Origin of the sequence: Vibrio sp. 10N.261.54.E10 (assembly GCF_002877735.2) — a bacterium.
GTDB classification, from domain to species: domain Bacteria; phylum Pseudomonadota; class Gammaproteobacteria; order Enterobacterales; family Vibrionaceae; genus Vibrio; species Vibrio crassostreae_C.
In genome coordinates, this window is the sequence record NZ_MCXE02000003.1 from 181,570 (window position 1) to 204,395 (window position 22,826).

A 22,826-nucleotide genomic window follows, 5' to 3' on the forward strand; every position below is an offset into this window, starting at 1 on the left:
ATAATTACTCTTAGCGATAAAAGTAATTCAAATATATAAGAGAGAGACGATCATGAGTAAGTTCTATGTAGGTTCTGAAATAGGTCAATTACGCCGCGTTCTAGTTCACCGTCCAAGACGCGCACTGACTCACCTAACACCCTCTAACTGTCACGATTTACTATTTGATGACGTACTGGCTGTTGAACGTGCTGGTAAAGAGCATGACGCATTTACTCAAACGCTGCGTGATCAAGGTGTTGAAGTTCTTCTTCTTACTGACCTACTAGCAGACACGCTAGCAGTGCCAGAAGCGAAAGATTGGCTTTTGAATCATCAAGTTTCTGATTACCGCTTAGGCAAAACCTTTGCTAACGATGTGCGCTGCTACTTGGGCGACTTACCAAACCTAGAACTAGCAAAAATCCTAACGGGTGGTCTGTCTTACGCTGAGATGCCAATGAAATCATCTTCAATGATGCAAGGCATGCACGCACCAACCGACTTCATTATCGAACCGCTACCAAACCACCTATTTACTCGTGACACATCTTGCTGGGTATACGGTGGCGTATCCATCAACCCGATGGCGAAACCTGCTCGTCAACGTGAAACCAACCACGTTCGCGCTATTTACCGCTGGCACCCAACATTTGCTGGCCAAGACTTCATTAAGTACTTCGGCGATGAAGAAAACATCAGCTACGACAACTCAACCATTGAAGGCGGTGACGTTCTTGTAATCGGTCGCGGTACGGTTCTTATCGGTATGTCTGAGCGTACAACAGCACAAGGTGTTGAGCACTTAGCATCTAGCCTATTCAAACACGGTCAAGCGAAACAAGTTATCGCAATGCAGCTACCAAAACACCGCTCTTGCATGCACTTAGACACCGTTATGACGCACATGAACGAAGATACGTTCTCTGTTTACCCTGAAGTGGTGAGTAAAGACGTACAGTGCTGGAACCTAACTGGTGATGAGTCTGGCGCAGTGAAAGTGAAAGAAGAAGGCTACTTCGTAACAGCTATCGAAAAAGCACTTGGCGTAGACAAGCTAAACCTAATCACGACCGGTGGTGACAACTTCCATGCAGAACGTGAGCAGTGGAACGATGCAAACAACGTTCTAACGGTTAAACCTGGCGTTGTGATTGGCTACGAAGGCAACACCTACACCAATGAAAAATACGATAAAGCAGGCATCACAGTTCTTCCTATCCCTGGAGATGAACTTGGCCGCGGTCGCGGTGGCGCACGCTGCATGAGCTGCCCAATTGAGCGTGATGGTATCTAATCACTAAGACGAAAACGGCCAAGTTGAATGATCTTAAATAATCTCAGCTTGGCCAAAATGAGAGAACACAATTATGACTAAGCAAACTGTTGTTGTTGCACTCGGCGGTAATGCCTTACTTCGTCGCGGTGAGCCGTTAGAAGCCGATGTTCAACGCCGTAATATTGAAACAGCGGTTAAAACCATCTCTGAAATCGCGAAAGTGTACAACGTGGTTCTAGTACATGGTAATGGCCCACAAGTTGGTTTACTGGCTCTGCAAGGTTTGGAATACAAAAAAGTAAACCCGTATCCGCTAGATGTATTGGGCAGTGAGACTCAAGGCATGATCGGCTACATGCTGATGCAAGAGTTCAAGAACTATCTACCTAACCGCAACATCTCGTGCATGTTGACGCAAATGACCGTTGATCCAAACGATCCTGCATTCGCCGATCCAACGAAGCCGATTGGCCCGATCTACGAAGAAGCGGAAGCGCGTGAATTGGCGGAGAAATTCCACTGGATCGTCAAACCAGACGGCCAACACTTCCGTCGCGTTGTGCCAAGCCCACGCCCTACTGGCATTGTTGAGCACGAAGCGATCACCCAACTTATCGATGCAGGCCACCTAGTGATTTGTACTGGCGGCGGTGGCATCCCAGTGAAAAAAGAGAACGGCAAATTAGTGGGTGTTGAAGCGGTTATCGACAAAGACATGTCAGCGGCTTTCTTAGCGAAACAACTGGATGCGGATGCACTGCTTATTTTGACCGACGCGGACGCTGTTTACCTTGATTGGGGCAAACCGACTCAACACGCACTGCGCAGCACCACACCAAGTGAACTGGCGAAATTCGAATTTGATGCAGGCTCTATGGGACCAAAAATTGAAGCATCGTGCGAATTCATTCAGCAAGGCGGCAAAGTCGTCGGTATTGGTGCACTCGAAGATGGTTTGCAAATCCTGCAAGGCTTGGCAGGCACCAACATCACCAAAGATTAATCTACTCGCGAGCTTTTCAAACCTTGCGAGAAAACTGAATCACCGTTTGAACTGAAATTAATACACAAAAATTGAATCGCGCTTTCTTGAATTTTCTTTCCCTGTAACAAGAAAGCGCCTAAATCTAAGAAGGAATACATCATGGCTTTTAACCTACGCAATCGTAACTTCCTAAAGCTACTAGATTTCACTCCACGCGAAATTCAACACTTGTTAGATCTTTCTATGGAGCTAAAAAAAGCGAAGTACAACGGTTACGAACAGCCAACACTAACTGGCAAAAACATTGCGCTTATCTTTGAGAAAACCTCAACTCGTACTCGCTGTGCATTCGAAGTAGCGGCATTCGACCAAGGCGCTCGCGTGTCTTACTTAGGCCCATCTGGCTCTCAAATTGGCCACAAAGAATCAATGAAAGATACCGCTCGCGTTCTTGGCCGTATGTACGATGGCATTGAATACCGCGGCTTCGGTCAAGAAATCGTTGAAGAGCTCGGCGCTTACGCTGGAGTTCCAGTATGGAATGGTCTGACTGACGAATTCCACCCTACACAAATCCTGGCTGACTTCCTAACTATGACGGAATACGCCCGTGGTAAACAACTGCATGAAATCAGCTTTGCTTACCTAGGTGATGCTCGCAACAACATGGGTAACTCTCTAATGGTTGGCGCTGCGAAAATGGGTATGGACATTCGCCTTGTTGCTCCAAAACAATTCTGGCCACAAGAAGAGCTACTGGCTCAATGTCGTGAAATCGCAGAACACACTGGCGGCAAAATCACGCTAACAGAAGATGTTCAAGAAGGCGTGCAAGGTTGTGACTTCCTATACACCGACGTTTGGGTATCAATGGGCGAAGCAAAAGAGGCATGGGCTGAGCGTATCAACCTAATGATGCCTTACCAAGTGAACATGGAAATGATCAAAGCAACAGGCAACCCACATGTGAAATTCATGCACTGCCTACCCGCTTTCCACGGCGAAGATACAACAGTCGGCAAACAACTTGCTGCTGAATATCCACAGCTTAAAGATGGCGTAGAAGTGACGGATGAAGTGGTCGAGTCTGAATACTCAATCGTGTTCGATGAAGCAGAAAACCGCATGCACACCATCAAAGCAGTAATGGTTGCAACACTAGGCAGTTAATTACCTAAACAGCTAAGAATCGAAACAACTAAGAAGTTAAGCACTCACTTGTTCGCGAGACATTGACAAGTTAAGTGTAATGACAGGGAAATGCGGGCGGCGAACTTGGGATTTAGCCCTTGGATAAAGCCCGCATTTTTTTTCATGTACTTGAGGGCATTATCGCCCCAAAAACCCTGAGATTTTCTGTTTCAACAAGGGCTTAAATCAAAGCAAAATGTAGAGGTTATTTCGCATAAAAATCCATTAAATGAATACTTTACAGAAAGTATTGCATGCAGTTTTTATCTGAGTATAATCCTCCGCAATTTGTCTTAAGAGAGCAAAATATGAACTGCAATTCTGTCGCACATGATTGTCAAACTACACGCCAAAGAGTGGCGGTGGTGTCATTTTTATTTTGCTCTATTGATCGTTTCGAAGCCTCCTATTTTTAGGGGGCTTTTTTTTGTCCGCAATTTGACTGTATGCATAGAAGGAAGACCCGTTATGGCGCATTCGTTATTTAACAAGCACATCATCTCCATACCTGAGCTCACTCGTAATGAACTGGAGCTTATCGTCGACACAGCAGCAAGACTCAAGGCCGAGCCAAACCCAGAGTTGCTGAAAAATAAAGTCGTTGCGAGCTGCTTCTTTGAGCCTTCAACTCGAACTCGCCTTTCATTTGAGACCGCCGTCCAGCGCCTTGGTGGCACGGTCATTGGCTTTGATAATGGCGGTAACACCTCACTGGCGAAGAAAGGCGAAACACTTGCCGATTCAGTGCAGGTTATTTCATCCTACGTCGATGCCTTTGTAATGCGTCACCCACAAGAAGGGGCAGCACGTTTAGCGTCTGAATTTTCTAACGGTGTGCCGGTAGTAAACGGCGGCGACGGTGCTAACCAGCACCCGACGCAAACCTTGCTGGACCTGTTCTCGATTTACGAAACACAAGGCACGCTCGATAACCTCAATGTGGCGTTCGTCGGCGACCTAAAATATGGCCGTACCGTGCACTCATTGACCCAAGCACTATCGAAATTCAATAACGTGCGTTTCTTCTTTATCGCGCCAGAAGTCTTAGAGATGCCAGATTACATCTGTGAAGAATTGGAAGAGATGGGCATCCAATACAGCACTCACAGCAGCATTGAAGAAGTCGTGCCGGAACTGGATGTTCTGTACATGACTCGCGTGCAGAAAGAGCGCTTTGATGCGTCGGAATACGCACACATGAAATCGGCTTACATCCTCACCGCCGATACATTGAAAGACGCTCGTCAAAACATGAAGGTACTTCACCCGCTGCCACGCGTCGACGAAATCACCACCGACGTTGATAAAACGCCACACGCTTACTACTTCGAACAAGCTGAAAACGGTGTATACGCTCGCGAAGCCCTATTGGCCCTAGTTCTTAACGACACTTTATAAGCAGGAGAAACAGTCATGGTTAAACAAACTCAGCTACAAGTAGAAGCGATCCGTAACGGCAGCGTGATTGACCACATCCCTGCTCACCTTGGTATCAAAATCCTTAAACTGTTTAAGCTACACAAGACAGAACAGCGCATCACTATGGGCTTAAACCTGCCATCATCGGCACTTGGCCATAAAGATCTAATCAAGATTGAGAACATCTTCCTGACCAAGGAACAAGCCAACCAATTGGCTCTTTATGCTCCGCAGGCAACGGTCAATCAGATTGAAGAGTATAAAGTGGTTAATAAGCTAACCCTTGTGCTGCCAGAGCAAATCCACAGTGTCTACTCTTGCCCGAATAGCAACTGTATTTCGCACGGTGAGCCAGTCGAAAGCAGCTTTAAAGTGCAGCTAAAACAGGAAAACGTGCAGCTAAAATGTCACTACTGTGAAAAAGTATTCTCTCGCGAGATCATGAGTGAAATTCGCTAACCCTTAGCGCCATTATCACGGTCTCCAAAGCACCCTAATACCGATGGATATTTATGCCAAACTTGGAATAAATATCCATTTAACAAAAGAATAAAACTCCAAAATAAAAGCAATTAACTAGAATTTTATTTGGTGATCCCCTTCAAAAAGATAACTATCCTTTAGTGGTAGACTCAATGGATAGACGATCATACATCACGCATACCTTCCCTCTTTATTTCGGGATTCATCGGTAAGCCCTATTTAACAATCGTACTCTACGGCTTTGGGAGTACGCTCGGCGCTATGGACAAGCGATAACCACATGTTGACCTTAAGGAGTTGTTCATGAACCCAATCACTGAGCACGGTTGCTTGTATTCAGCTGAAGATAAAACACTGACTGCAGCGTGCAAACGCTTACTACAACAACAAAGCTTCTCGACCCAAAATCAACTGCGAGAGAAACTCGTCGATATTGGCTATACCGGTATCAGCCAATCGACCGTATCTCGTATTTTGTCACAGCTTGGTGTTGTCAAAATTCAGAATGCTTGCGGTAAAAAGGTTTACTGCATCACGGTTGAAAGTGCACCGGTTCGTGTCGATGCATCCATCTCATCGCAAATCGAATTCATCACTCATAACCAAGCGATGGTCATCGTAAAAACTCATCCAGGTTGTGCTCAATTAGTCGCAAGATTAGTCGATATCGACCCACATACTGAGATTATCGGCACCGTTGGCGGTAATGATACCGTGCTTATTATTCCAAAAGATACGATGAATATTGATGCTTGCGAACAAGTAGTAAAAGCACGCTTGGGTGTAGCTTAAATGTCTCTTTTACAAAGGCAAGTCACTCAAGTTGAATTGCAGCTCCCCACTCGATTACCCAATAAAATCGCTATCCCGCCTTAGGGGATATTTGTTTGCCGATGAAACTAATAGCAAACTATTACGGTCTGATTGAGTTAAGATACCTTCAACTCCATTTTGATGACTAAATAGTATGCGACGACTTGCCACATTACTTTTTGTTTGTGTTTCCCTATTCACCCAGCCTGCGTGGGCGCTATTTGGGAACGACAACGCCGAGCCAAGCTTCGGAGGCAATAACAATGGTTTTGTCCCTGTAGACCAAGCTTTCCCTTTCAATTACTACCAGCAAGACGACAAAGTCCTTCTCGACTGGCAAGTAAAAGAGGGCTACTACCTCTATCAACATAGCCTCTCGTTCACTGGCCAAAATCTCGCTATCGGTAATGTTGAATTAGAAGATGGTAAGCCGCACCAAGATGAATTCTTCGGTGAGGTGAGCATTTATACTCAGCCGTTATTCGTGCAAGTTCCTCTGCAGAGTTACCAAGATGGCTCACAGCTGATCGTTAAGTATCAAGGCTGTGCGGACGCAGGGTTCTGCTACCCACCAGAGACTCGTATCATCGACATTGAACCTTTCACAGCAACAGGTTCTGCTAATTCGCAAGGTAGTGACTCACAAGCTTCATCTTCTGCTGGCAACGAAACCGATGTTTCTACGCAACCAACATCTCCGAAAGCAGACGTTGTAAGTAACACGACTCAACAGCCAAATGCCCCTGTTTCAAAAGAAGAAGGCTTAGCCGATAAGCTCGGTGACAGTTGGTGGACCCCTCTATTATTCTTAGCACTCGGTGTTGGTTTAGCCTTTACGCCGTGTGTGCTGCCTATGTATCCGATTCTAACGGGTATCGTTTTAGGTGGTGGCAAACTCAGCCAAGGTCGCGCGCTGATGCTGTCCTTTATTTACGTGCAAGGCATGGCGTTAACCTACACCTTATTAGGTTTAGTGGTTGCTTCAGCAGGCATGCAATTCCAAGCCGCTATGCAGCACCCTTACGTGCTGATCGCGCTGAGTGTTCTGTTCGTGGCGTTAGCAATGTCGATGTTTGGCGTTTATAACCTGCAACTGCCAAGCAGCATCCAAACTTGGCTCAACAACCAAAGCAACAAGCAGCAAGGTGGCAATACCTTGGGCGTATTCGCAATGGGCGCTATCTCTGGCTTGGTGTGTTCACCTTGTACCACGGCGCCATTGTCAGGCGCACTGCTGTATGTGGCTCAGAGTGGTGACCTATTTACCGGTGCAATTGCTCTGTACGCGTTGGCTATGGGTATGGGTATCCCACTGATTTTAGTGGCAGTGTTTGGTAATAAGCTATTGCCTAAAGCGGGCAGCTGGATGAACAAGGTGAAGATCGTATTCGGCTTTATCTTGCTTGCCGCGCCTATCTTCCTGCTAGAGCGCATCATTCCTGAATTGTGGGCAACCGTGCTTTGGTCTGGCCTTGGCTTCATCGCCTTTGGTTGGCTTTACCACAGTAAGAATGCACTGCCATTTGGTGGCTGGAAGCAAAGCGCTGTGGGCATCATTGCGATGCTTGGCCTGTTCGCATCAGCTCAACCTGCGCTCAATTACTGGTTTGCAGAAAAGAGCGTGACGGTAGAACAACACATCCAATTTGCACGCATCAACACGGTTGAAGAGTTAGAAATCCAGCTCATCGAAGCGAAGAAACTCGGTAAGCCAGTGATGCTCGACTTCTACGCCGATTGGTGTGTGGCCTGTAAAGAGTTTGAGAAGTACACCTTCCACCAAGCTGATGTTGAGAACAAGCTTTCTGATTTCGTCTTACTTCAGGCTGACGTAACGAGAAATATGCCTCAAGACATTGAACTGCTTAAACAATTACAGGTACTCGGCTTACCAACAATTGAGTTCTGGGATAGCGAGGGTAACCATGTTCCAAATGCTCGTGTTACTGGATTTATGGCTGCCGATGTATTCTTAAAACACATGCAAGACCACCAGCTATAACGGCAATATTCACCGGAATATCTGCCTAAACGAAAGCCGCACTGTCCCTCCGTAACGAGATGACAGTGCGGCTTTTTTGCTATTCAGAGTAACGCTTTCTTATTCCGGGGATAAAAGTCGATATGGTTCAGACTTTTAATGCATAGATATTGTCCACATACTCAATCAGGATGATAATAAATATTAACTAAATTGTTAAAAGTATGAACGTCATGGACTCGACCTATACCATCATCATTGCTGATGACCACCCTCTCTTTCGCAACGCCCTGTTTCAGTCAGTTCATATGGCGATCAGCGGTGCGAACCTGCTTGAGGCTGATTCCCTCGATGCCTTACTGACTCTGCTAAAGAAAGAAGATGAACCAGACCTGTTGCTTCTCGACCTTAAAATGCCGGGAGCAAACGGGATGTCTGGCCTAATTCAACTGCGTGCTGAATACCCAGATTTACCAATTGTGGTGATCTCTGCCAGCGAGGATGCCAGCGTTGTCACTCAAGTGAAGAGCCACGGTGCCTTTGGCTTTATTCCTAAATCGAGTGATATGCGTGAATTGGTCAGCGCACTCAATCAAGTGCTGAATGGCGACCCGTTCTTCCCTGAAGGGCTGATCACCAACAATGCAGCCTGTAGCGACCTTGCGGAAAAGCTTTCCACATTGACGCCTCAACAATACAAGGTGTTAGGAATGCTATCTGACGGCCTACTTAACAAGCAAATTGCGTACGAATTGAATGTTTCGGAAGCGACCATCAAGGCACATATGACAGCCATCTTCCGTAAACTGGATGTGAAAAACCGAACTCAAGCAGTTATCTTGCTACAAGAAATCCACAATTAAGCTTCGTTTACATCCTCTTCTAAAGTCGTCTTAGGCAAACATAAACCTAGCTTGACGACTTTATGATCATCTATATCTGCAACCACCCAAGTGATGTCATGCCACTCAAAGCTGTCACCTAATACCGGGTGTGCCCCAAGCTCTTGAACAACCAATTGTTTTAGCGTCATTTCCCGCTCTTCTTCCGAGCCAAGTTCAATACCATAACAATCGCTTACCGCAGCGACCGATAACCCAACATCTAAGAAGAAGTCACCAAAGAATCGAGCCGCCTCTTCTGCTAGAGGCGCCTCACTGAACAACGAACTTAAGCTGTCCAAATCTTTGTCTTGACCAAGCACACATAAGATATCGTTCGCCTCTAACACGGTGCTGCCTGATGGGTGAAGCATGGCATCTTGTCGAAACACTGCCGCAATGCGCGTCCCTTCTGGCATAGATAAGCGTTTAAGCGGCTCGCCGACACACCACTTCTCTTCTTTCAGCTTGTAGACAAACATCTCCCACTCACTAGCAGGGTAAATTTCAATGCCAGTACGAGAAATCGGTGTCGGCGTTGGAGGTAGCGTCACTTGAGCCAATCTCGCGACTTTCATCAAGCTACCGCCTTGAACAATCAGCGAAACCATAACCACGAAGAAGGCGATATTGAAATACAGCTGAGCATTGGGCAGGCCTGCCATCATCGGGAATACCGCTAAGATGATTGGTACTGCACCACGCAAACCTACCCAAGAAACAAACCAACGTTCCTTGGTGGTAAAGCTTCTGAACGGCAGCAAACCCAACCAAACCGACAGCGGACGAGCAAACAAAATCATACCGAAGGCCAGTGCCAGCGCAGGCAGAGCAATGTCCATCAACGTTGATGGCGTCACCAATAAACCCAATACCAAGAACATCACGATCTGGCTTAGCCACGTCATGCCATCAAGAACATTAAGAATCGAGTGTCGCGAGCGCGTCGGACGATTACCAATGAACAAGCCCACTAAGTAAATCGATAAGATGCCGCTGCCGCCAAGCATGTTAGAGAACGCAAACAGAGCCACGCCCCCACTGAGTACCAGAATGGAATAAAGGCCATCAGCCAATTGTACTCGATTGATTAAGCTCCATAGAACCCAGCCGCCGCCAATACCAACAAGAGTACCGATACCAAACTGCATCGCAAAACTTTGCAGTAGGAAGTTCATTCCCATCTCAGCGTCAGGGTTACCTAACAGCGCAATTAAGGTCACCGTCAGGAAGACCGCCATTGGGTCGTTAGTGCCCGATTCGATCTCTAGGGTTGAGCCAACACGCTCATTGAGACTCTGTCCTTTCAGCAAAGAGAATACCGCTGCCGCATCGGTTGAACCAACAATCGCCCCGACCAAGATGCCCTGCATTAATGACAAGTCAAACAGCCAAGCCGCCATTAATCCGGTTAAGGTTGCTGTACATGCGACACCTATCGTCGCCAGCGAGAGCGAAGGCCAGAAAGCGACCTTGAAGCTCGCCACCTTGGTTCGCATACCGCCATCCAACAGAATCACGGCAAGCGCAAGGTTACTCACCAAGTAGGTCAGTGAGTAATCATCGAAATGAATATTACCGGGTCCATCTTCACCCGCTAACATACCAACGAACAAAAAGATCAAAAGAATAGGAACGCCCAATCGAGAGGACACTTGTGAGAAAAGCACGCTGATGGCGATGAGTACGGCACCAGTCAAGAATAAGTGGTTAATGGTTATTGCGTCCAATTCGTTCCCCCAAAGAATAAAATCCGAGCTTTAAGCCTGTTGATCTTTTGCCACTAGCTTGTTGATCTTCTGCCGTTTAGCAAGGCACGGTCGGTGAAAGTGCCGTTGTTACTATAACAAACTTATGTTTCGCTTCGTGTCATAAGCAGGGCTAAATACCGTTTCTCGGTCATTTAGTTGTTAAATTTTATGACTCGCAGTCTAATTCATCCCTTTTTGTTAGACCTTTGGCTAATTTAACAACATTTTAACATCACATTTTTCTATGGTTATGTCTCCTAGCTCCCATATTTCAGTACATTAGCGCTAATACCATCCCGACTAAAGTTGCACAGATCCCTTGACTTATCCTTGCTACATTCTAAATCGTAACATTACGTTAACACGCTATTTTACAAAACGGTTTCACAAAAACAGTTTCTACGAAAACGGAATAAAGGAGAAGGCAATGGCGTTCGAATCTACGGAACATGCTCAAGCCTACTGGAAGGAAAACTTGGGAATTATGGGAACACTGCTCGCGGTCTGGTTTGCGGTGTCTTACGGCGCTGGCATCTTATTTGTGGATGCCCTCAATACCGTTCAGTTTGGCGGGTTCAAGCTAGGATTTTGGTTCGCTCAGCAAGGTTCGATATACACCTTCGTGGCGCTGATATTTATTTACGTTGTCCGCATGAATGCGCTCGACAAAAAATACAACGTACAGGAAGACTAGAGGCTAGAACATGGATATTCAAACTTGGACGTTTATTCTCGTCGGTATTACTTTCGCGGTATATATCGGCATCGCAATCTGGGCTCGTGCAGGGTCTACTAGTGAGTTCTACGTTGCTGGCGGTGGTGTACACCCAGTAGCAAACGGCATGGCGACCGCCGCTGACTGGATGTCGGCAGCATCATTCATCTCAATGGCAGGTATCATCTCATTCGTTGGTTACGACGGTGCGGTTTACCTAATGGGTTGGACAGGTGGTTATGTACTACTTGCGCTATGTTTAGCACCTTACCTACGTAAGTTCGGTCAGTTTACGGTTCCTGATTTCATCGGTGAGCGTTACTACTCGAAAACGGCACGTATGGTAGCGGTATTCTGTGCAATCTTCGTATCGTTTACGTACGTTGCAGGCCAGATGCGTGGTGTGGGCGTTGTATTCTCTCGTTTCCTAGAAGTTGATATTAACCTAGGCATCATCATTGGTATGGGTATTGTGTTCTTCTACGCAGTACTAGGTGGCATGAAAGGCATCACTTATACGCAGGTAGCTCAATTCTGTGTCCTCATTTTCGCCTTCCTTGTTCCAGCAATCTTTACCTCAATCATGATGACAGGTAACCCACTTCCACAAGTTGGTATGGGCTCTACGCTATCAGGCACAGATGTTTACCTTCTTGATAAACTGGATGGACTGACCGAAGAACTCGGATTTACCGCCTATACCGAAGGTAACAAGAGCATGGTAGATGTATTCTTCATCTGTGCGGCTCTAATGGTCGGTACTGCGGGTCTTCCACACGTAATCATTCGTTTCTTCACGGTACCAAAAGTACGTGATGCTCGTATCTCAGCGGGTTGGGCACTACTGTTCATCTCATTGCTATACACAACAGCACCAGGCGTTGCAGCATTCGCTCGTGTAAACATGATCGAAACAATCAACGGCCCTGACATGCAAGGTGTCGCTGCAGCGGACGCACCAAGCTGGTACAAAAACTGGGAAAGCACTGGCCTAGTAGGTTGGGAAGATAAGAACGGCGATGGCAAAATGTTCTACTCGGGCGATGAGCGCAACGAGATGAAGATTAACCGTGACATCATCGTACTGGCTTCTCCAGAGCTAGCGAAACTACCAAACTGGGTTGTAGCACTGCTTGCAGCCGGTGGCCTAGCAGCCGCACTATCAACAGCCGCGGGTCTACTATTGGTCATCTCAACGTCGATTTCACATGACTTGTTGAAGAAAGGCTTCAGACCAAACATGACCGACAAGCAGGAGCTGTTAGCCGCTCGTCTGGCAGCCATGGTCGCGATTGTCGGTGCCGGTTACTTAGGTATTAACCCACCAGGCTTTGTAGCACAGGTAGTAGCGTTTGCCTTCGGCTTAGCCGCAGCATCCTTCTTCCCAGCGATTATCCTAGGTATCTTCTACAAGAAGATGAACAAGGAAGGCGCAATTGCAGGTATGTTGTCAGGTATTGCCTTCACAGCAAGCTACATCATCTACTTCAAGTTCATTAACCCAGCAGCAAGCACACCTGAAAACTGGTGGTTTGGTATCAGCCCAGAAGGCATCGGTACGCTAGGTATGTGTCTAAACTTCGTAGTATCGATTGCTGTAAACAAAGTAACTGCTGAAGTACCACAAGATGTACAAGATATGGTTGAGAACATCCGTTACCCGAAAGGTGCAGGTGAAGCTCACGACCACTAAGCACGACCATTAAACAAAGATGTTTAGCAAAAAATGAATCAGTACTTACATTGTAGGGATTAGGTACTGACTCCAGAAAGCCGATACTTCGTGTATCGGCTTTTTCTTTTTCTGCTCACTTTATAAAAAGATAAACAAAGGGTTGTTTTTAAAATTTTATTTGATAATAATTATCATTAACATCCAATAAAGAGATGCAGATGATGATGAAAGAGCAGCAGGTTCTCTATTCGAGATTTTACAAAGCACAGGATCGCTTTGCTTCATTAGAACAAGTTCAAGGCCATGAGCCGTTTGTAATTCGAGAGTATATCGAGTGTGCACTGACGCTTTCGGCTTACTATGAAAAGCATGCCGCTCAAGAAAACATCTTGTTGTGCGAGCTGTATCTACGCCAAGTTTTCTTTCATTTGATTGAAGCGATTGAGTCTCCTCAGCGCAGTTTCGCCTTTCGTCATATCTGCCTAGACTCTATTCACTCACCACTATTTTATTTGAAGCGCCACTACTGCCAGCAACCTCAAGGCCAAGCGCGTTTTTTGAATCTCAGCCAAACACTAAAACAAGTCCAAGCCCCACTTGGCTAACAAGGATAGAACATGACCCTACAATTTCGGATTGAAAAAGACAGCATGGGCGAAGTGAAAGTCCCTGCCGATGCGCTATACCAAGCACAAACTCAGCGTGCAGCGGATAACTTCGCGTTTAGCTCTCACAAGATGCCGACCAGTTTTATTCAAGCACTGGCGTTAATTAAACAGGCAGCGGCAGATACCAATGCTCAGTTAGGTCTACTGGAAGGTGATATTGCCAACGCGATAGCCGAAGCCAGCCAAGAGATCATTGAGGGTAAACACCTCGATCAATTCCCTATCGATGTCTACCAAACCGGTTCAGGTACCAGTTCCAACATGAATGCCAATGAAGTGATTGCTACGCTTGCCTCAAGAAGCTTGCAAGGCGACGTGAACCCCAATGATCACGTCAACATGGGCCAAAGCAGTAACGATGTGGTGCCAACCGCAATTCAAGTGAGCGTTGCTTTGATGGCTGAAAATAAGCTATTACCTGCATTAACTCACCTTTCTGAAGCACTCACCATCAAACAACAGGAACTTGCGGAGGTCGTGAAGACCGGCCGCACTCATCTAATGGATGCGATGCCAATGACCTTTGCTCAAGAGCTAGGTGGTTGGAAATTTCAGATAGAACACGCTAAGCAAGCAATAGAGAACACCCTGCCCGCTATCAAGGCTTTAGCACAAGGTGGTACTGCGGTTGGAACAGGGATCAATGCTGACCCACGCTTTGCCGATAAGTTTGCGAGTAACCTGTCTCAATCGACAAAGATCAGTTTTAGCTCGAGTGAAAACTTCTTTTTTAGCCTCAGCAGTCAAGACGCGATCGTTGCGCTGTCAGGTCAGCTCAAAACGGCAGCAGTTGCGATCATGAAGATCTCAAACGATCTTCGCTGGATGAACTCTGGGCCGTTGGCTGGCTTAGGGGAAATTGAATTACAGGCTCTACAACCAGGCTCATCGATCATGCCTGGCAAGGTAAATCCTGTGATTCCAGAAGCTGCAGCTATGGCGGCGGCGCAAGTCATTGGCAACGACACCACCATTACCGTAGCCGGACAATCAGGTAACTTCCAACTTAATGTGATGCTGCCAGTGATTGCTCATAACGTGTTGGAAAGTATTGAGTTATTGGCAAACAGCTCAGTCGCTTTAGCGGACAAAGCCATCGCGACCTTCACGGTACGCCAAGACAATCTCGATTTGGCACTGTCAAAGAACCCAATCCTAGTGACCGCACTTAACCCTGTGATTGGCTACTTGAAGGCGGCTGATATTGCCAAGAAAGCTTACAAAGAAGGCTTACCAATTCTGGATGTCGCAGAAAGAGAAACCGATCTTAGCCGAGAAGAGCTCAGTAAACTGCTTGATCCAACCACACTGACACAAGGTGGCATTGCTGGTTAGTTATTGAATTAACAAGCGAATCGGCGTTCGCAAAAAAAAACAGAGACAAAAAAGGCCTCATCTGAGGCCTTTTCACTATCCGCTCACGAACGTACTAATCCGAGCCTGTTAACCCAAACTAGCTCACTCGATTCAAGACCGCTCTTAACTTAAGTGGCTTCACTGGCTTGGCAATAAAGCGAAAGCTGTTGGCCTTTATCGCTGCCAACATGTCATCGGTTCTATCGGCACTAATGATGACCCCTTCAAAAGAGTCTCCGAGGCGCAAGCGACACTGCTGCAGGACTTCGAGACCCGTTCTGCCATTATCTAAACGGTAATCAGAGAAAATCACATCAGGTAGCCAACCCTCATCTAGGCACTGCAAGCTTTCGACCAAATCAACCGCCGTCTTAACCTCACAGCCCCAACGTCCGATCAGGTTTTCCATACCGACTAAGATTTCTCGTTCATTATCGACACACAATATCTTGAGATGTTCGATGTCGCTGGTCGCCATTGGCGTCGAAGCTTGCACAACTGGAGCCACTTTTTCCGCTCTAGCTAAGGTGATGGAAAAAACACTGCCTTGCCCCGGCCATGAGCGCATCGAAATTTGATGGCCAAGCACATGAGCAATACCTTTCGAGATAGCCAGCCCTAACCCCAATCCTTGATCGGCTCGTACTTGGCTGCCACGAGTAAACTCTTCAAAGATTTCTTGTTGCTTGTCTTCATCGATACCGGTTCCATTATCCCACACATCAATTCGAACCTGTCCATTCACTCTTCTCGCACCCAGTACCACTTTCCCTTCCGGGTTATAGCGGAACGCATTGGTCAAAAAGTTCTGAATCACACGCCTCAACAGCTTAGGGTCTGAATGAATGAACAATGACGACGGAATCATCTTAAACTCAATTTTCTGTTGTCTCGCTAGAGCGCTAAATTCCGCGTTCAAATTGGTTAATACGTCATGCACGGCAATCGCGTGAATGTTGGTTTCTAACTTTCCGGACTCCAATCGAGAGATATCCAGCAAGTCACCAATCAAATCTTCTGCGGCGCCAAGTGCACTCTCGATGTGAGATGACAATTGCTTCACCTCTTGCTCTTTTGCCACCTCAGACAGTGACGAAGCAAATAGACGTGCGGCATTGAGCGGCTGCATCAAATCGTGGCTTACCGCGGCTAGAAAACGACTCTTAGATTGTGATTCTTGATCCGAAATCTGCGTGGCTTTTACCAAGCGATGGTTCAGTTTTTCGAGTTCTTGAGTTCGCTCATGCACTCTCGATTCCAAACTTTCGTTGGCATCTTTTAGCGCTTGCTCTGCTTGTCGGAATACCGTGATGTCGGTAAAGCTCATCACAAAGCCACCACTTGGCATCGGGTTACCTTGCACTTCAATCACTCGACCATCAGGACGAATGCGAGAAGAGGTATGTCGAGTGCCTTGCTCCAAATGATAAACACGGCGACGCACATGATCTTCAGGGTCACCCGGGCCACACAAACCTTGCTGAGCATTATGGCGAATCACATCGGAGATCGGCCTGCCCACTTGTATCAAACCAGCAGGGAACTCAAACAATTCTAGATAGCGCTGATTCCACGCCACCAGCCTCATTTGTTTGTCGATTACTGCGATGCCTTGGCCAATATGTTCAATCGCGCCTTGCAGTAAACCACGGCTGAAGTCGTACAGTTCCGAAGCTTCATCCACGATGGTCGCGACTTCTTCAAGCTGCATGTTTCTTCCCTGTAAAGCGGAAGTAAGTACTAACTTAGCAGACGAAGCACCGAATACTCCGGCGAGCACGCGCTCTGCGTGTCGAATCAGACTTGCAGGCGCTTGTTGATTAGGAAGCAGCGGCTGACCGTGTTGTTGCCAATAGCTGTGTAAGGCACTTTTGGCACGCTTACGGCCTACAAAACGCGACGCCAGCATCTCTAATTCAGCGACCGTCACTCGGTTCTGGTAAAGGCTGATATTCTCGTTTTCAGGCAGCGGCGTGCCAACAAATGCTGCTGATTGTAAGCGCTCACTTAGGCTTGGGCGAGTCGTCATCGAAACCACGGCATAGCACAAGGTATTAAGTACAATACTCAGCACAATGCCCCAGTTTGAACTGCTGATATTCCAGCTACTGAGCAGTTCTGGCGGCGTGATAATCCACAGTAAAAGGTTACTTTCACTGTCGCCAGCCAACATGCTGGTTTGGCTCATCAAGGTAATCAGCCAAATCAACGAGCCCACCATTAAGCCGACATACACGCCCTTGCGGTTACCCGGGCGCCAGTACAAACCACCAATAAGTGCTGGCGCGAATTGAGCAATCGCAGCAAAGGAAAGAAAGCCAATCGCTGACAGTGAATGGATGGTATCGAGCGCCTGATAAAACAGCCAAGCACCCAGTAACAGCAGTAAAATTAGCCCGCGGCGAATCACCAATAGCAGGCCAGAAAAGTGTCGATGGGTTCTTTGAGTTAGGCGCATACGGCGCAGTAACAATGGCATCACTAAATCATTCGACACCATGATCGCCAAGGCGATGGTCGACACTATCACCATGCCACTTGCCGCAGACGTACCACCAAGGAAAGCCAGCAAGGCAATGTGATTAGCGCCTTCTGACATTGGCACACTGATCACATAGGTATCCGCTGGCATACCAGTAAGTAGTCCTTGTCCTGCCCAAGCAATTGGCAGCACGAACAGTCCCATCAAAATCAGGTAAAGCGGAAACAACCAACGAGCGGTATGCAGGTCTTGAGGACGTTCGTTCTCTACCACCATGGTATGGAACTGGCGTGGCAGACAGACAATCGCCAACATGGTCAAAACGGTATGAATAATTAAGGTCGGAATATTGGGTGATTCGTAGGTGGAAGCCGCCACATCAAGCAAGTCGATCTTGTCGCTGCTCATCGCCAGATACATGATGAATAGGCCAACGATCAGGAATGCCGCGAGCTTAACGATGGATTCAAACGCCACCGCCATCATCATGCCACGGTGATGCTCTGTGTTATCAATGTGTCTTGTACCAAACAGCATGGTGAAAATAGCCAAAGCACCGACCACAAACCAAGACACATGATAGTCCTGATAACCGAAGTCAGCCGCTAGGTTGGGTGCAACAATATCCAACCCCATGGTAATACCACGCAGTTGCAGAGCAATATAAGGAAGGATACCAACCACGGCGATAACCGTCACCGCCACCGCTAAGCCCTGAGATTTTCCATAACGAGCCGCGATAAAGTCGGCAATGGAGGTGATATGTTCCCGCTTCGCAATCAGGATCAGCCGCGCCAAGATCCGCCAGCCTAGTGTAAAGACTAGAATCGGGGCGAGGTAAATGGGTAAAAAAGACCAAGGGTTGTTACTCGCCTGCCCGACCGTTCCATAGAAGGTCCAAGAGGTACAATACACGGCAATCGAAAGGCTATAGATCCACGGGCGCCAACGCGATAGCCAACGAACCTGCCTGTCTCCATACCAAGCGATCAGAAATAACACGCCCAAGTAGGCTAAAGAGACTGGAATTACTATCCATCCTTGCATTGAAAACCCTTTTTTCATCCATAAAAAAACCTCTCCATAAGGGAGAGGTTTCATTTAACTAAGGATGGGTGATTAACTCAATCGCATCGCTTAAATTCTGTGCTTTAGACTCTAATTATCAGCATTTGCTGTGAGATTCTGACTGTTCCGAATCTGATTGATTAATCTCAACCACTGAACTTCTTTCATCCAACTTAATGAACAGAGCAAGTGCACCCATTGCAGCCATGCCCCAGAAGATATTTGCGCCCCAAAGCTCATAACCCCAACCACTTAAGGTGGTCATCAGTGCAATAAAGGCACCTAATGGAATCGCGTTATACAGGGCTTGTAGCGCAACCATCTTGTTTTGTTCTTCAGATTGGATGTATTGAATCGCGGCGATGTGTGCCATGGCAAATGTCACACCGTGCAGCAACTGCACCATCACCAGTGCAAAAATCGCCGTGGTTGATGCGGTAATACCCCAACGCGCCATCACCCCAATAGCCGCGACGACAAACAAAGTACGCAGTGACCAGCCTGAGAATAATCGCTTACTCAGAGCAAATACGGCCACTTCAGCAACAACACCTAAACTCCACAAATAACCGATGATAGCTTCTGAGTGACCCGCTTCTTTCCAATAAATCGCACTAAAACTGTAGTAAGCCGCATGACTACCTTGCAGCAGCGCCATCAAGGCTAAAAACTTTACCACTGACGACTCACGCAGCAGTTCACCTAGTTTTGGTCGCGCCGCTTGTTGCTCAGATTGTGTTACTGGCATCACATTGGGGTTTCTCATCGCAAGAATCAATGACAGCAACACACCGGCAAGCGCAGTATACAAAATCATGTCGGTGCCGAATTGTGCCACCAAATAGCCAACAACCGTTGAACCTGCGATAAAGGCAATTGATCCCCAAAGACGAGTTCGGCCGTAGTCGAGCATTTTCAAACGACTGTAATGGTTAGCCATCGCATCAGAAAGAGGAATGATCGGCCCACAACAGAGGTTAAACAGTACCGTTGCCAACAACATCAGTATAAAGCTGCCACCGGTGAAGAAGTGGAAACCGACAAACAGCAGCGCAGCGAAACTCAAACAGCGTAGCGCTGGCATCAAGTGTTCCACTTTATGGATACGCGGCGTAATCACTAAGTTGGCCACACAACGAGTCGCAAAGCCGATACCAATCAATATGCCAATATCACCAGCAGACACGCCTTGGTCTTCAAACCACAACGCCCAAAATGGCAAATACACGCCATACGCAAAAAAGAAACCAAGAAAATACTGAGAGATCCAGCCATAGGGTGAAGGGCTAAACATAAATGACCTATAAAGTGTGCGGAAAAAGGCAGCACCAATTATGCCTATCTCGCATACGATGAAAAAGGGAATTATTACTGGGATAGTATTCCCATATTCAATGGGTCTGGATATCGCATTTCAACAAGAGATTTCACGCTCATCAATACTCATACTCGCATTTAGACTAAAGTCGTCTGGAGCTTCGCTGGTATTTTGTCAGACTGATTAAAGACTCCCATTTCTTCTTGTGATGCTTATGCCTGACAAATTTAATATGCAGCACCCGCCCTTCGATAGCCTGTCCGACGCCGAACAGTTGAAGCTTCGCTCTTCATTAGACGTGGTGTATTACCGCTCTCAAGAAGTGATACTGGAAGCTGAAAGGCCGAGCCGACACCTGCATATTTTGATCAAAGGAGCTGTTGAAGAGCGCGCGAGCAGTGATGGTGAGATTTACGCACACTATGCCAATGACGATATTTTTGATGTCCGCAGCCAGTTTGAACCCCACACCAAACACCAATATATCGCACTCGAAGATACATTAAGTTATCTGCTGCCCACCGATATTTTTCTTGAGCTTTACCACGCCAATGGCCAATTCGCTGCCTACTTTGATAGCAACCTATCAACACGAAAAGCTTTGATAGAAGCCGCCCAGCAGCAACAGAATCTTGCCGAGTTTATATTAACCAAAGTGGATGACTCTATCTATCACCCACCACTGATACTTGAACCAAACCAACCGATCAACCAAGTCACTCAAACCCTTAAAGAACAAGGGTTAGACTCGGCCCTAGTCCATTTGGAACATAATGATCCAAAAGCTTTTGGATCATCATGTTCCTTGTCGTATGGAATCGTCACTCGAACCAATTTATTGCATGCTGTGATGCTCGATAATTTCACACTGGATGCGCCTGTCGGTGAGATCGCAACGTTTCCGGTGATGCACGTGAACCAAGGCGATTTCTTATTTAACGCCATGATTACCATGACCAGAAATCGAGTAAAAAGGTTGATGGTTTGTGATGGTAAAAATGCGGTCGGCATGGTGGATATGACACAGATTCTCAGTGCATTCTCCACACACTCCCACGTTCTTACTTTGCGTATTGCGCGCGCCACCAGCGTTGAAGAATTGGCAATGGCATCCAACAAACAACGTCAACTGGTCGAGAGCTTGCTCAGTAATGGGATTCGCACACGCTTTATCATGGAGCTGATTTCTGCGGTCAACGAACAGATCATAGAGAAGGCTTTTGAGTTGGTGATCCCACCTGCACTGCATAATCATTGCTGCCTAATCGTGTTGGGTTCTGAGGGGCGTGGAGAGCAAATTCTCAAAACCGATCAAGACAACGCTCTGATTATTCAAGATGGTTTGGAATGGCATCAATGCCAAAGTGCCATGAACGACCTCACCCATACCCTTCAACAATTGGGTTACCCACTGTGCCCGGGCAACGTAATGGTCAACAATCCGAAATGGGTGCATTCAGAACAAGAGTGGAAACAAACCCTCACCCATTGGGTAAAAAAAGCCACGCCAGACACCGTGATGGATATCGCGATCATGGCAGATGCACACGCAGTAGCGGGGAATAGAGAGTTATTAAAACCTGTAAAGCAGCACCTCAGTGATTTAATGCTCGGACAAGAATTGATTCTGACGGAGTTCTGCCGCCCGGCGCTGAACTTCTCAGTTCCCTGACCCTGTTTGGTAATGTGAAGCAATCTAAGTCCGGACTCGATATCAAACAAGGCGGTATTTTCCCTATCGTGCATGGTGTGAGAGCGCTTTGCCTAGAACATGGTGTCACGGTCAACAACACCTTCGAACGCATTGAGCAGCTGGTCAGCAAGAAAGTATTAGAGCAAAGTACTGCCGATAATCTCAGTGAAGCACTCAAGCAATTCTTTAAGTGGCGCTTAGCCCAAAGGCTTTCTCAGCAGCACAGCAGCAACAAGATTAACGTCAAACTGATGGAACGAGCAGACAGGGATCTGCTTCGTCATAGCCTGCACGTGGTGAAGAAATTCAAGCAATGGCTCGGCTACCACTATCAGATACGGGATTAGGCATTGAACGATGAATAGGTTGGTTCGCTATTACTGGCATCACAAGCTCAAAGGCTCCCTCTATCAGCCTCTGTTTACCGCGCCTATTGATCATGAATATGTATCGCTCGATTGTGAAACCACCAGCCTAGATCCCAATCAGGCAGAATTAGTTACCATTGCCGCGACCAAGATCATCGGTAACCGAATCATTACCAGCCAACCTTTTGAAGTCCGGTTGCGCGCCCCCCAATCGCTCGATTGCAATTCAATAAAAATCCACCGTATCCGTCATCAAGATCTAAAGCACGGCATCGAAGAAAAACAGGCTTTAATCGAGCTACTGAACTTCATTGGAAATCGTCCTTTAGTCGGCTATCACATCCGCTATGATAAAAAAATTCTCGACCGCGCTTGTTTAAAACAGCTTGGATTTCCACTGCCTAACCGATTAGTCGAAGTGAGCCAACTCTATCAAGACAAACTCGAAAGACAGCTGCCCAATGCCTATTTTGATCTCAGTATGGACGCCATCTGTCGCCAACTCGATTTACCTATCCCGGTCAATAAACATGATGCATTACAAGACGCTATCTCCGCTGCGCTGATCTTTGTGCGCCTGAAACATGGTGACCTTCCCCGTTTCAACTCTTCTTATTCTTAATTCAACCACTGGCGCTTCACATAGAGAGCAACATCTCAAAATTGAACTTAACTCGCTATTTTGTAAGTGAAAAGCAGCGTCTCATCCTAAAGTCTAATT

The 22,826-nt window shown here is 46.9% G+C and carries 16 protein-coding genes and 1 pseudogene; 14 read left to right on the forward strand and 3 right to left on the reverse strand.

Annotated elements, in window-relative coordinates; translation table 11 throughout:
• The first annotated feature begins 52 nt into the window (after positions 1 to 52).
• The 8 genes from arcA to BCU07_RS19785 all read left to right on the forward strand — a co-directional run bounded on the left by arcA (position 53) and on the right by BCU07_RS19785 (position 8,993).
• Complete coding sequence (arcA, locus tag BCU07_RS19750) at positions 53 to 1,276, forward strand: arginine deiminase (RefSeq protein ID WP_017062724.1); 1,224 nt, start codon at positions 53 to 55, stop codon at positions 1,274 to 1,276.
• Between the two features lie 73 nt (positions 1,277 to 1,349).
• Positions 1,350 to 2,261, forward strand: coding sequence for a carbamate kinase (arcC, locus tag BCU07_RS19755; protein WP_017062723.1), 912 nt, complete (start codon positions 1,350 to 1,352; stop codon positions 2,259 to 2,261).
• Positions 2,262 to 2,402: 141 nt separating this feature from the next.
• Positions 2,403 to 3,413, forward strand: a complete 1,011-nt coding sequence (locus tag BCU07_RS19760) for an ornithine carbamoyltransferase (RefSeq protein ID WP_017071175.1) — start codon at positions 2,403 to 2,405, stop codon at positions 3,411 to 3,413.
• A 489-nt stretch (positions 3,414 to 3,902) separates the two neighbouring features.
• Positions 3,903 to 4,832 carry an aspartate carbamoyltransferase gene (gene pyrB, locus BCU07_RS19765; RefSeq protein ID WP_017062721.1) on the forward strand — a complete coding sequence of 310 codons (930 nt, stop codon included), beginning with the start codon at positions 3,903 to 3,905 and terminating at the stop codon, positions 4,830 to 4,832.
• A gap of 15 nt (positions 4,833 to 4,847) precedes the next feature.
• Positions 4,848 to 5,312: an aspartate carbamoyltransferase regulatory subunit gene (gene pyrI / locus BCU07_RS19770; protein ID WP_017062720.1), complete on the forward strand. Its 465-nt coding sequence runs from the start codon at positions 4,848 to 4,850 to the stop codon at positions 5,310 to 5,312.
• Positions 5,313 to 5,639: 327 nt separating this feature from the next.
• Entirely contained in the window at positions 5,640 to 6,128 is a 489-nt protein-coding gene (locus tag BCU07_RS19775; RefSeq protein WP_017063664.1) for an arginine repressor, read from the forward strand.
• A gap of 175 nt (positions 6,129 to 6,303) precedes the next feature.
• Positions 6,304 to 8,151: a protein-disulfide reductase DsbD gene (locus tag BCU07_RS19780; RefSeq protein WP_102429025.1), complete on the forward strand. Its 1,848-nt coding sequence runs from the start codon at positions 6,304 to 6,306 to the stop codon at positions 8,149 to 8,151.
• A 212-nt stretch (positions 8,152 to 8,363) separates the two neighbouring features.
• The gene (locus tag BCU07_RS19785; protein WP_004729724.1) at positions 8,364 to 8,993 is read left to right on the forward strand and encodes a response regulator transcription factor; all 630 of its coding nucleotides are present in this window, start codon (positions 8,364 to 8,366) and stop codon (positions 8,991 to 8,993) included.
• Here BCU07_RS19785 and BCU07_RS19790 read toward each other — a convergent pair.
• Entirely contained in the window at positions 8,990 to 10,741 is a 1,752-nt protein-coding gene (locus tag BCU07_RS19790; protein WP_102429026.1) for a potassium/proton antiporter, read from the reverse strand. The genes BCU07_RS19785 and BCU07_RS19790 overlap by 4 nt on opposite strands.
• Positions 10,742 to 11,189: 448 nt before the next feature.
• On the opposite strand from BCU07_RS19790, the gene BCU07_RS19795 reads away from it, so the two are divergent.
• The 4 genes from BCU07_RS19795 (at position 11,190) to BCU07_RS19810 (ending at position 15,155) form a co-directional block, all read left to right on the forward strand.
• Positions 11,190 to 11,456 carry a DUF4212 domain-containing protein gene (locus BCU07_RS19795; RefSeq protein WP_010435433.1) on the forward strand — a complete coding sequence of 89 codons (267 nt, stop codon included), beginning with the start codon at positions 11,190 to 11,192 and terminating at the stop codon, positions 11,454 to 11,456.
• A gap of 10 nt (positions 11,457 to 11,466) precedes the next feature.
• Positions 11,467 to 13,170: a sodium:solute symporter family protein gene (locus tag BCU07_RS19800; protein WP_017062715.1), complete on the forward strand. Its 1,704-nt coding sequence runs from the start codon at positions 11,467 to 11,469 to the stop codon at positions 13,168 to 13,170.
• A gap of 200 nt (positions 13,171 to 13,370) precedes the next feature.
• Entirely contained in the window at positions 13,371 to 13,757 is a 387-nt protein-coding gene (locus BCU07_RS19805; protein ID WP_017068852.1) for a hypothetical protein, read from the forward strand.
• Positions 13,758 to 13,769: 12 nt separating this feature from the next.
• Positions 13,770 to 15,155 carry a class II fumarate hydratase gene (locus tag BCU07_RS19810; protein WP_017062713.1) on the forward strand — a complete coding sequence of 462 codons (1,386 nt, stop codon included), beginning with the start codon at positions 13,770 to 13,772 and terminating at the stop codon, positions 15,153 to 15,155.
• A gap of 118 nt (positions 15,156 to 15,273) precedes the next feature.
• Here BCU07_RS19810 and BCU07_RS19815 read toward each other — a convergent pair whose 3' ends face one another.
• The gene (locus BCU07_RS19815) at positions 15,274 to 18,705 is read right to left on the reverse strand and encodes a PAS domain-containing hybrid sensor histidine kinase/response regulator (RefSeq protein ID WP_032545914.1); all 3,432 of its coding nucleotides are present in this window, start codon (positions 18,703 to 18,705) and stop codon (positions 15,274 to 15,276) included.
• A gap of 118 nt (positions 18,706 to 18,823) precedes the next feature.
• On the reverse strand, positions 18,824 to 20,020 hold the full coding sequence (locus BCU07_RS19820) for a 3-phenylpropionate MFS transporter (protein ID WP_102429027.1): 1,197 nt from the start codon (positions 20,018 to 20,020) through the stop codon (positions 18,824 to 18,826).
• Positions 20,021 to 20,252: 232 nt separating this feature from the next.
• On the opposite strand from BCU07_RS19820, the pseudogene BCU07_RS19825 reads away from it, so the two are divergent.
• A pseudogene (locus BCU07_RS19825) lies at positions 20,253 to 22,084 on the forward strand (DUF294 nucleotidyltransferase-like domain-containing protein).
• A gap of 10 nt (positions 22,085 to 22,094) precedes the next feature.
• Positions 22,095 to 22,727 (forward strand): 3'-5' exonuclease, encoded by a 633-nt coding sequence (locus BCU07_RS19830; RefSeq protein WP_017062708.1) that lies wholly within the window; start codon positions 22,095 to 22,097, stop codon positions 22,725 to 22,727.
• Positions 22,728 to 22,826: the final 99 nt, after the last annotated feature.

Coding starts and splice junctions, on each gene's coding strand:
- arcA (WP_017062724.1), top strand. CDS start 53: ATGAGTAAGTTCTATGTAGGTTCTGAAATAGGTCAATTACGCCGCGTT.
- arcC (WP_017062723.1), top strand. CDS start 1,350: ATGACTAAGCAAACTGTTGTTGTTGCACTCGGCGGTAATGCCTTACTT.
- BCU07_RS19760 (WP_017071175.1), top strand. CDS start 2,403: ATGGCTTTTAACCTACGCAATCGTAACTTCCTAAAGCTACTAGATTTC.
- pyrB (WP_017062721.1), top strand. CDS start 3,903: ATGGCGCATTCGTTATTTAACAAGCACATCATCTCCATACCTGAGCTC.
- pyrI (WP_017062720.1), top strand. CDS start 4,848: ATGGTTAAACAAACTCAGCTACAAGTAGAAGCGATCCGTAACGGCAGC.
- BCU07_RS19775 (WP_017063664.1), top strand. CDS start 5,640: ATGAACCCAATCACTGAGCACGGTTGCTTGTATTCAGCTGAAGATAAA.
- BCU07_RS19780 (WP_102429025.1), top strand. CDS start 6,304: ATGCGACGACTTGCCACATTACTTTTTGTTTGTGTTTCCCTATTCACC.
- BCU07_RS19785 (WP_004729724.1), top strand. CDS start 8,364: ATGGACTCGACCTATACCATCATCATTGCTGATGACCACCCTCTCTTT.
- BCU07_RS19795 (WP_010435433.1), top strand. CDS start 11,190: ATGGCGTTCGAATCTACGGAACATGCTCAAGCCTACTGGAAGGAAAAC.
- BCU07_RS19800 (WP_017062715.1), top strand. CDS start 11,467: ATGGATATTCAAACTTGGACGTTTATTCTCGTCGGTATTACTTTCGCG.
- BCU07_RS19805 (WP_017068852.1), top strand. CDS start 13,371: ATGATGATGAAAGAGCAGCAGGTTCTCTATTCGAGATTTTACAAAGCA.
- BCU07_RS19810 (WP_017062713.1), top strand. CDS start 13,770: ATGACCCTACAATTTCGGATTGAAAAAGACAGCATGGGCGAAGTGAAA.
- BCU07_RS19815 (WP_032545914.1), bottom strand. CDS start 18,705: ATGCAAGGATGGATAGTAATTCCAGTCTCTTTAGCCTACTTGGGCGTG.
- BCU07_RS19820 (WP_102429027.1), bottom strand. CDS start 20,020: ATGTTTAGCCCTTCACCCTATGGCTGGATCTCTCAGTATTTTCTTGGT.
- BCU07_RS19830 (WP_017062708.1), top strand. CDS start 22,095: ATGAATAGGTTGGTTCGCTATTACTGGCATCACAAGCTCAAAGGCTCC.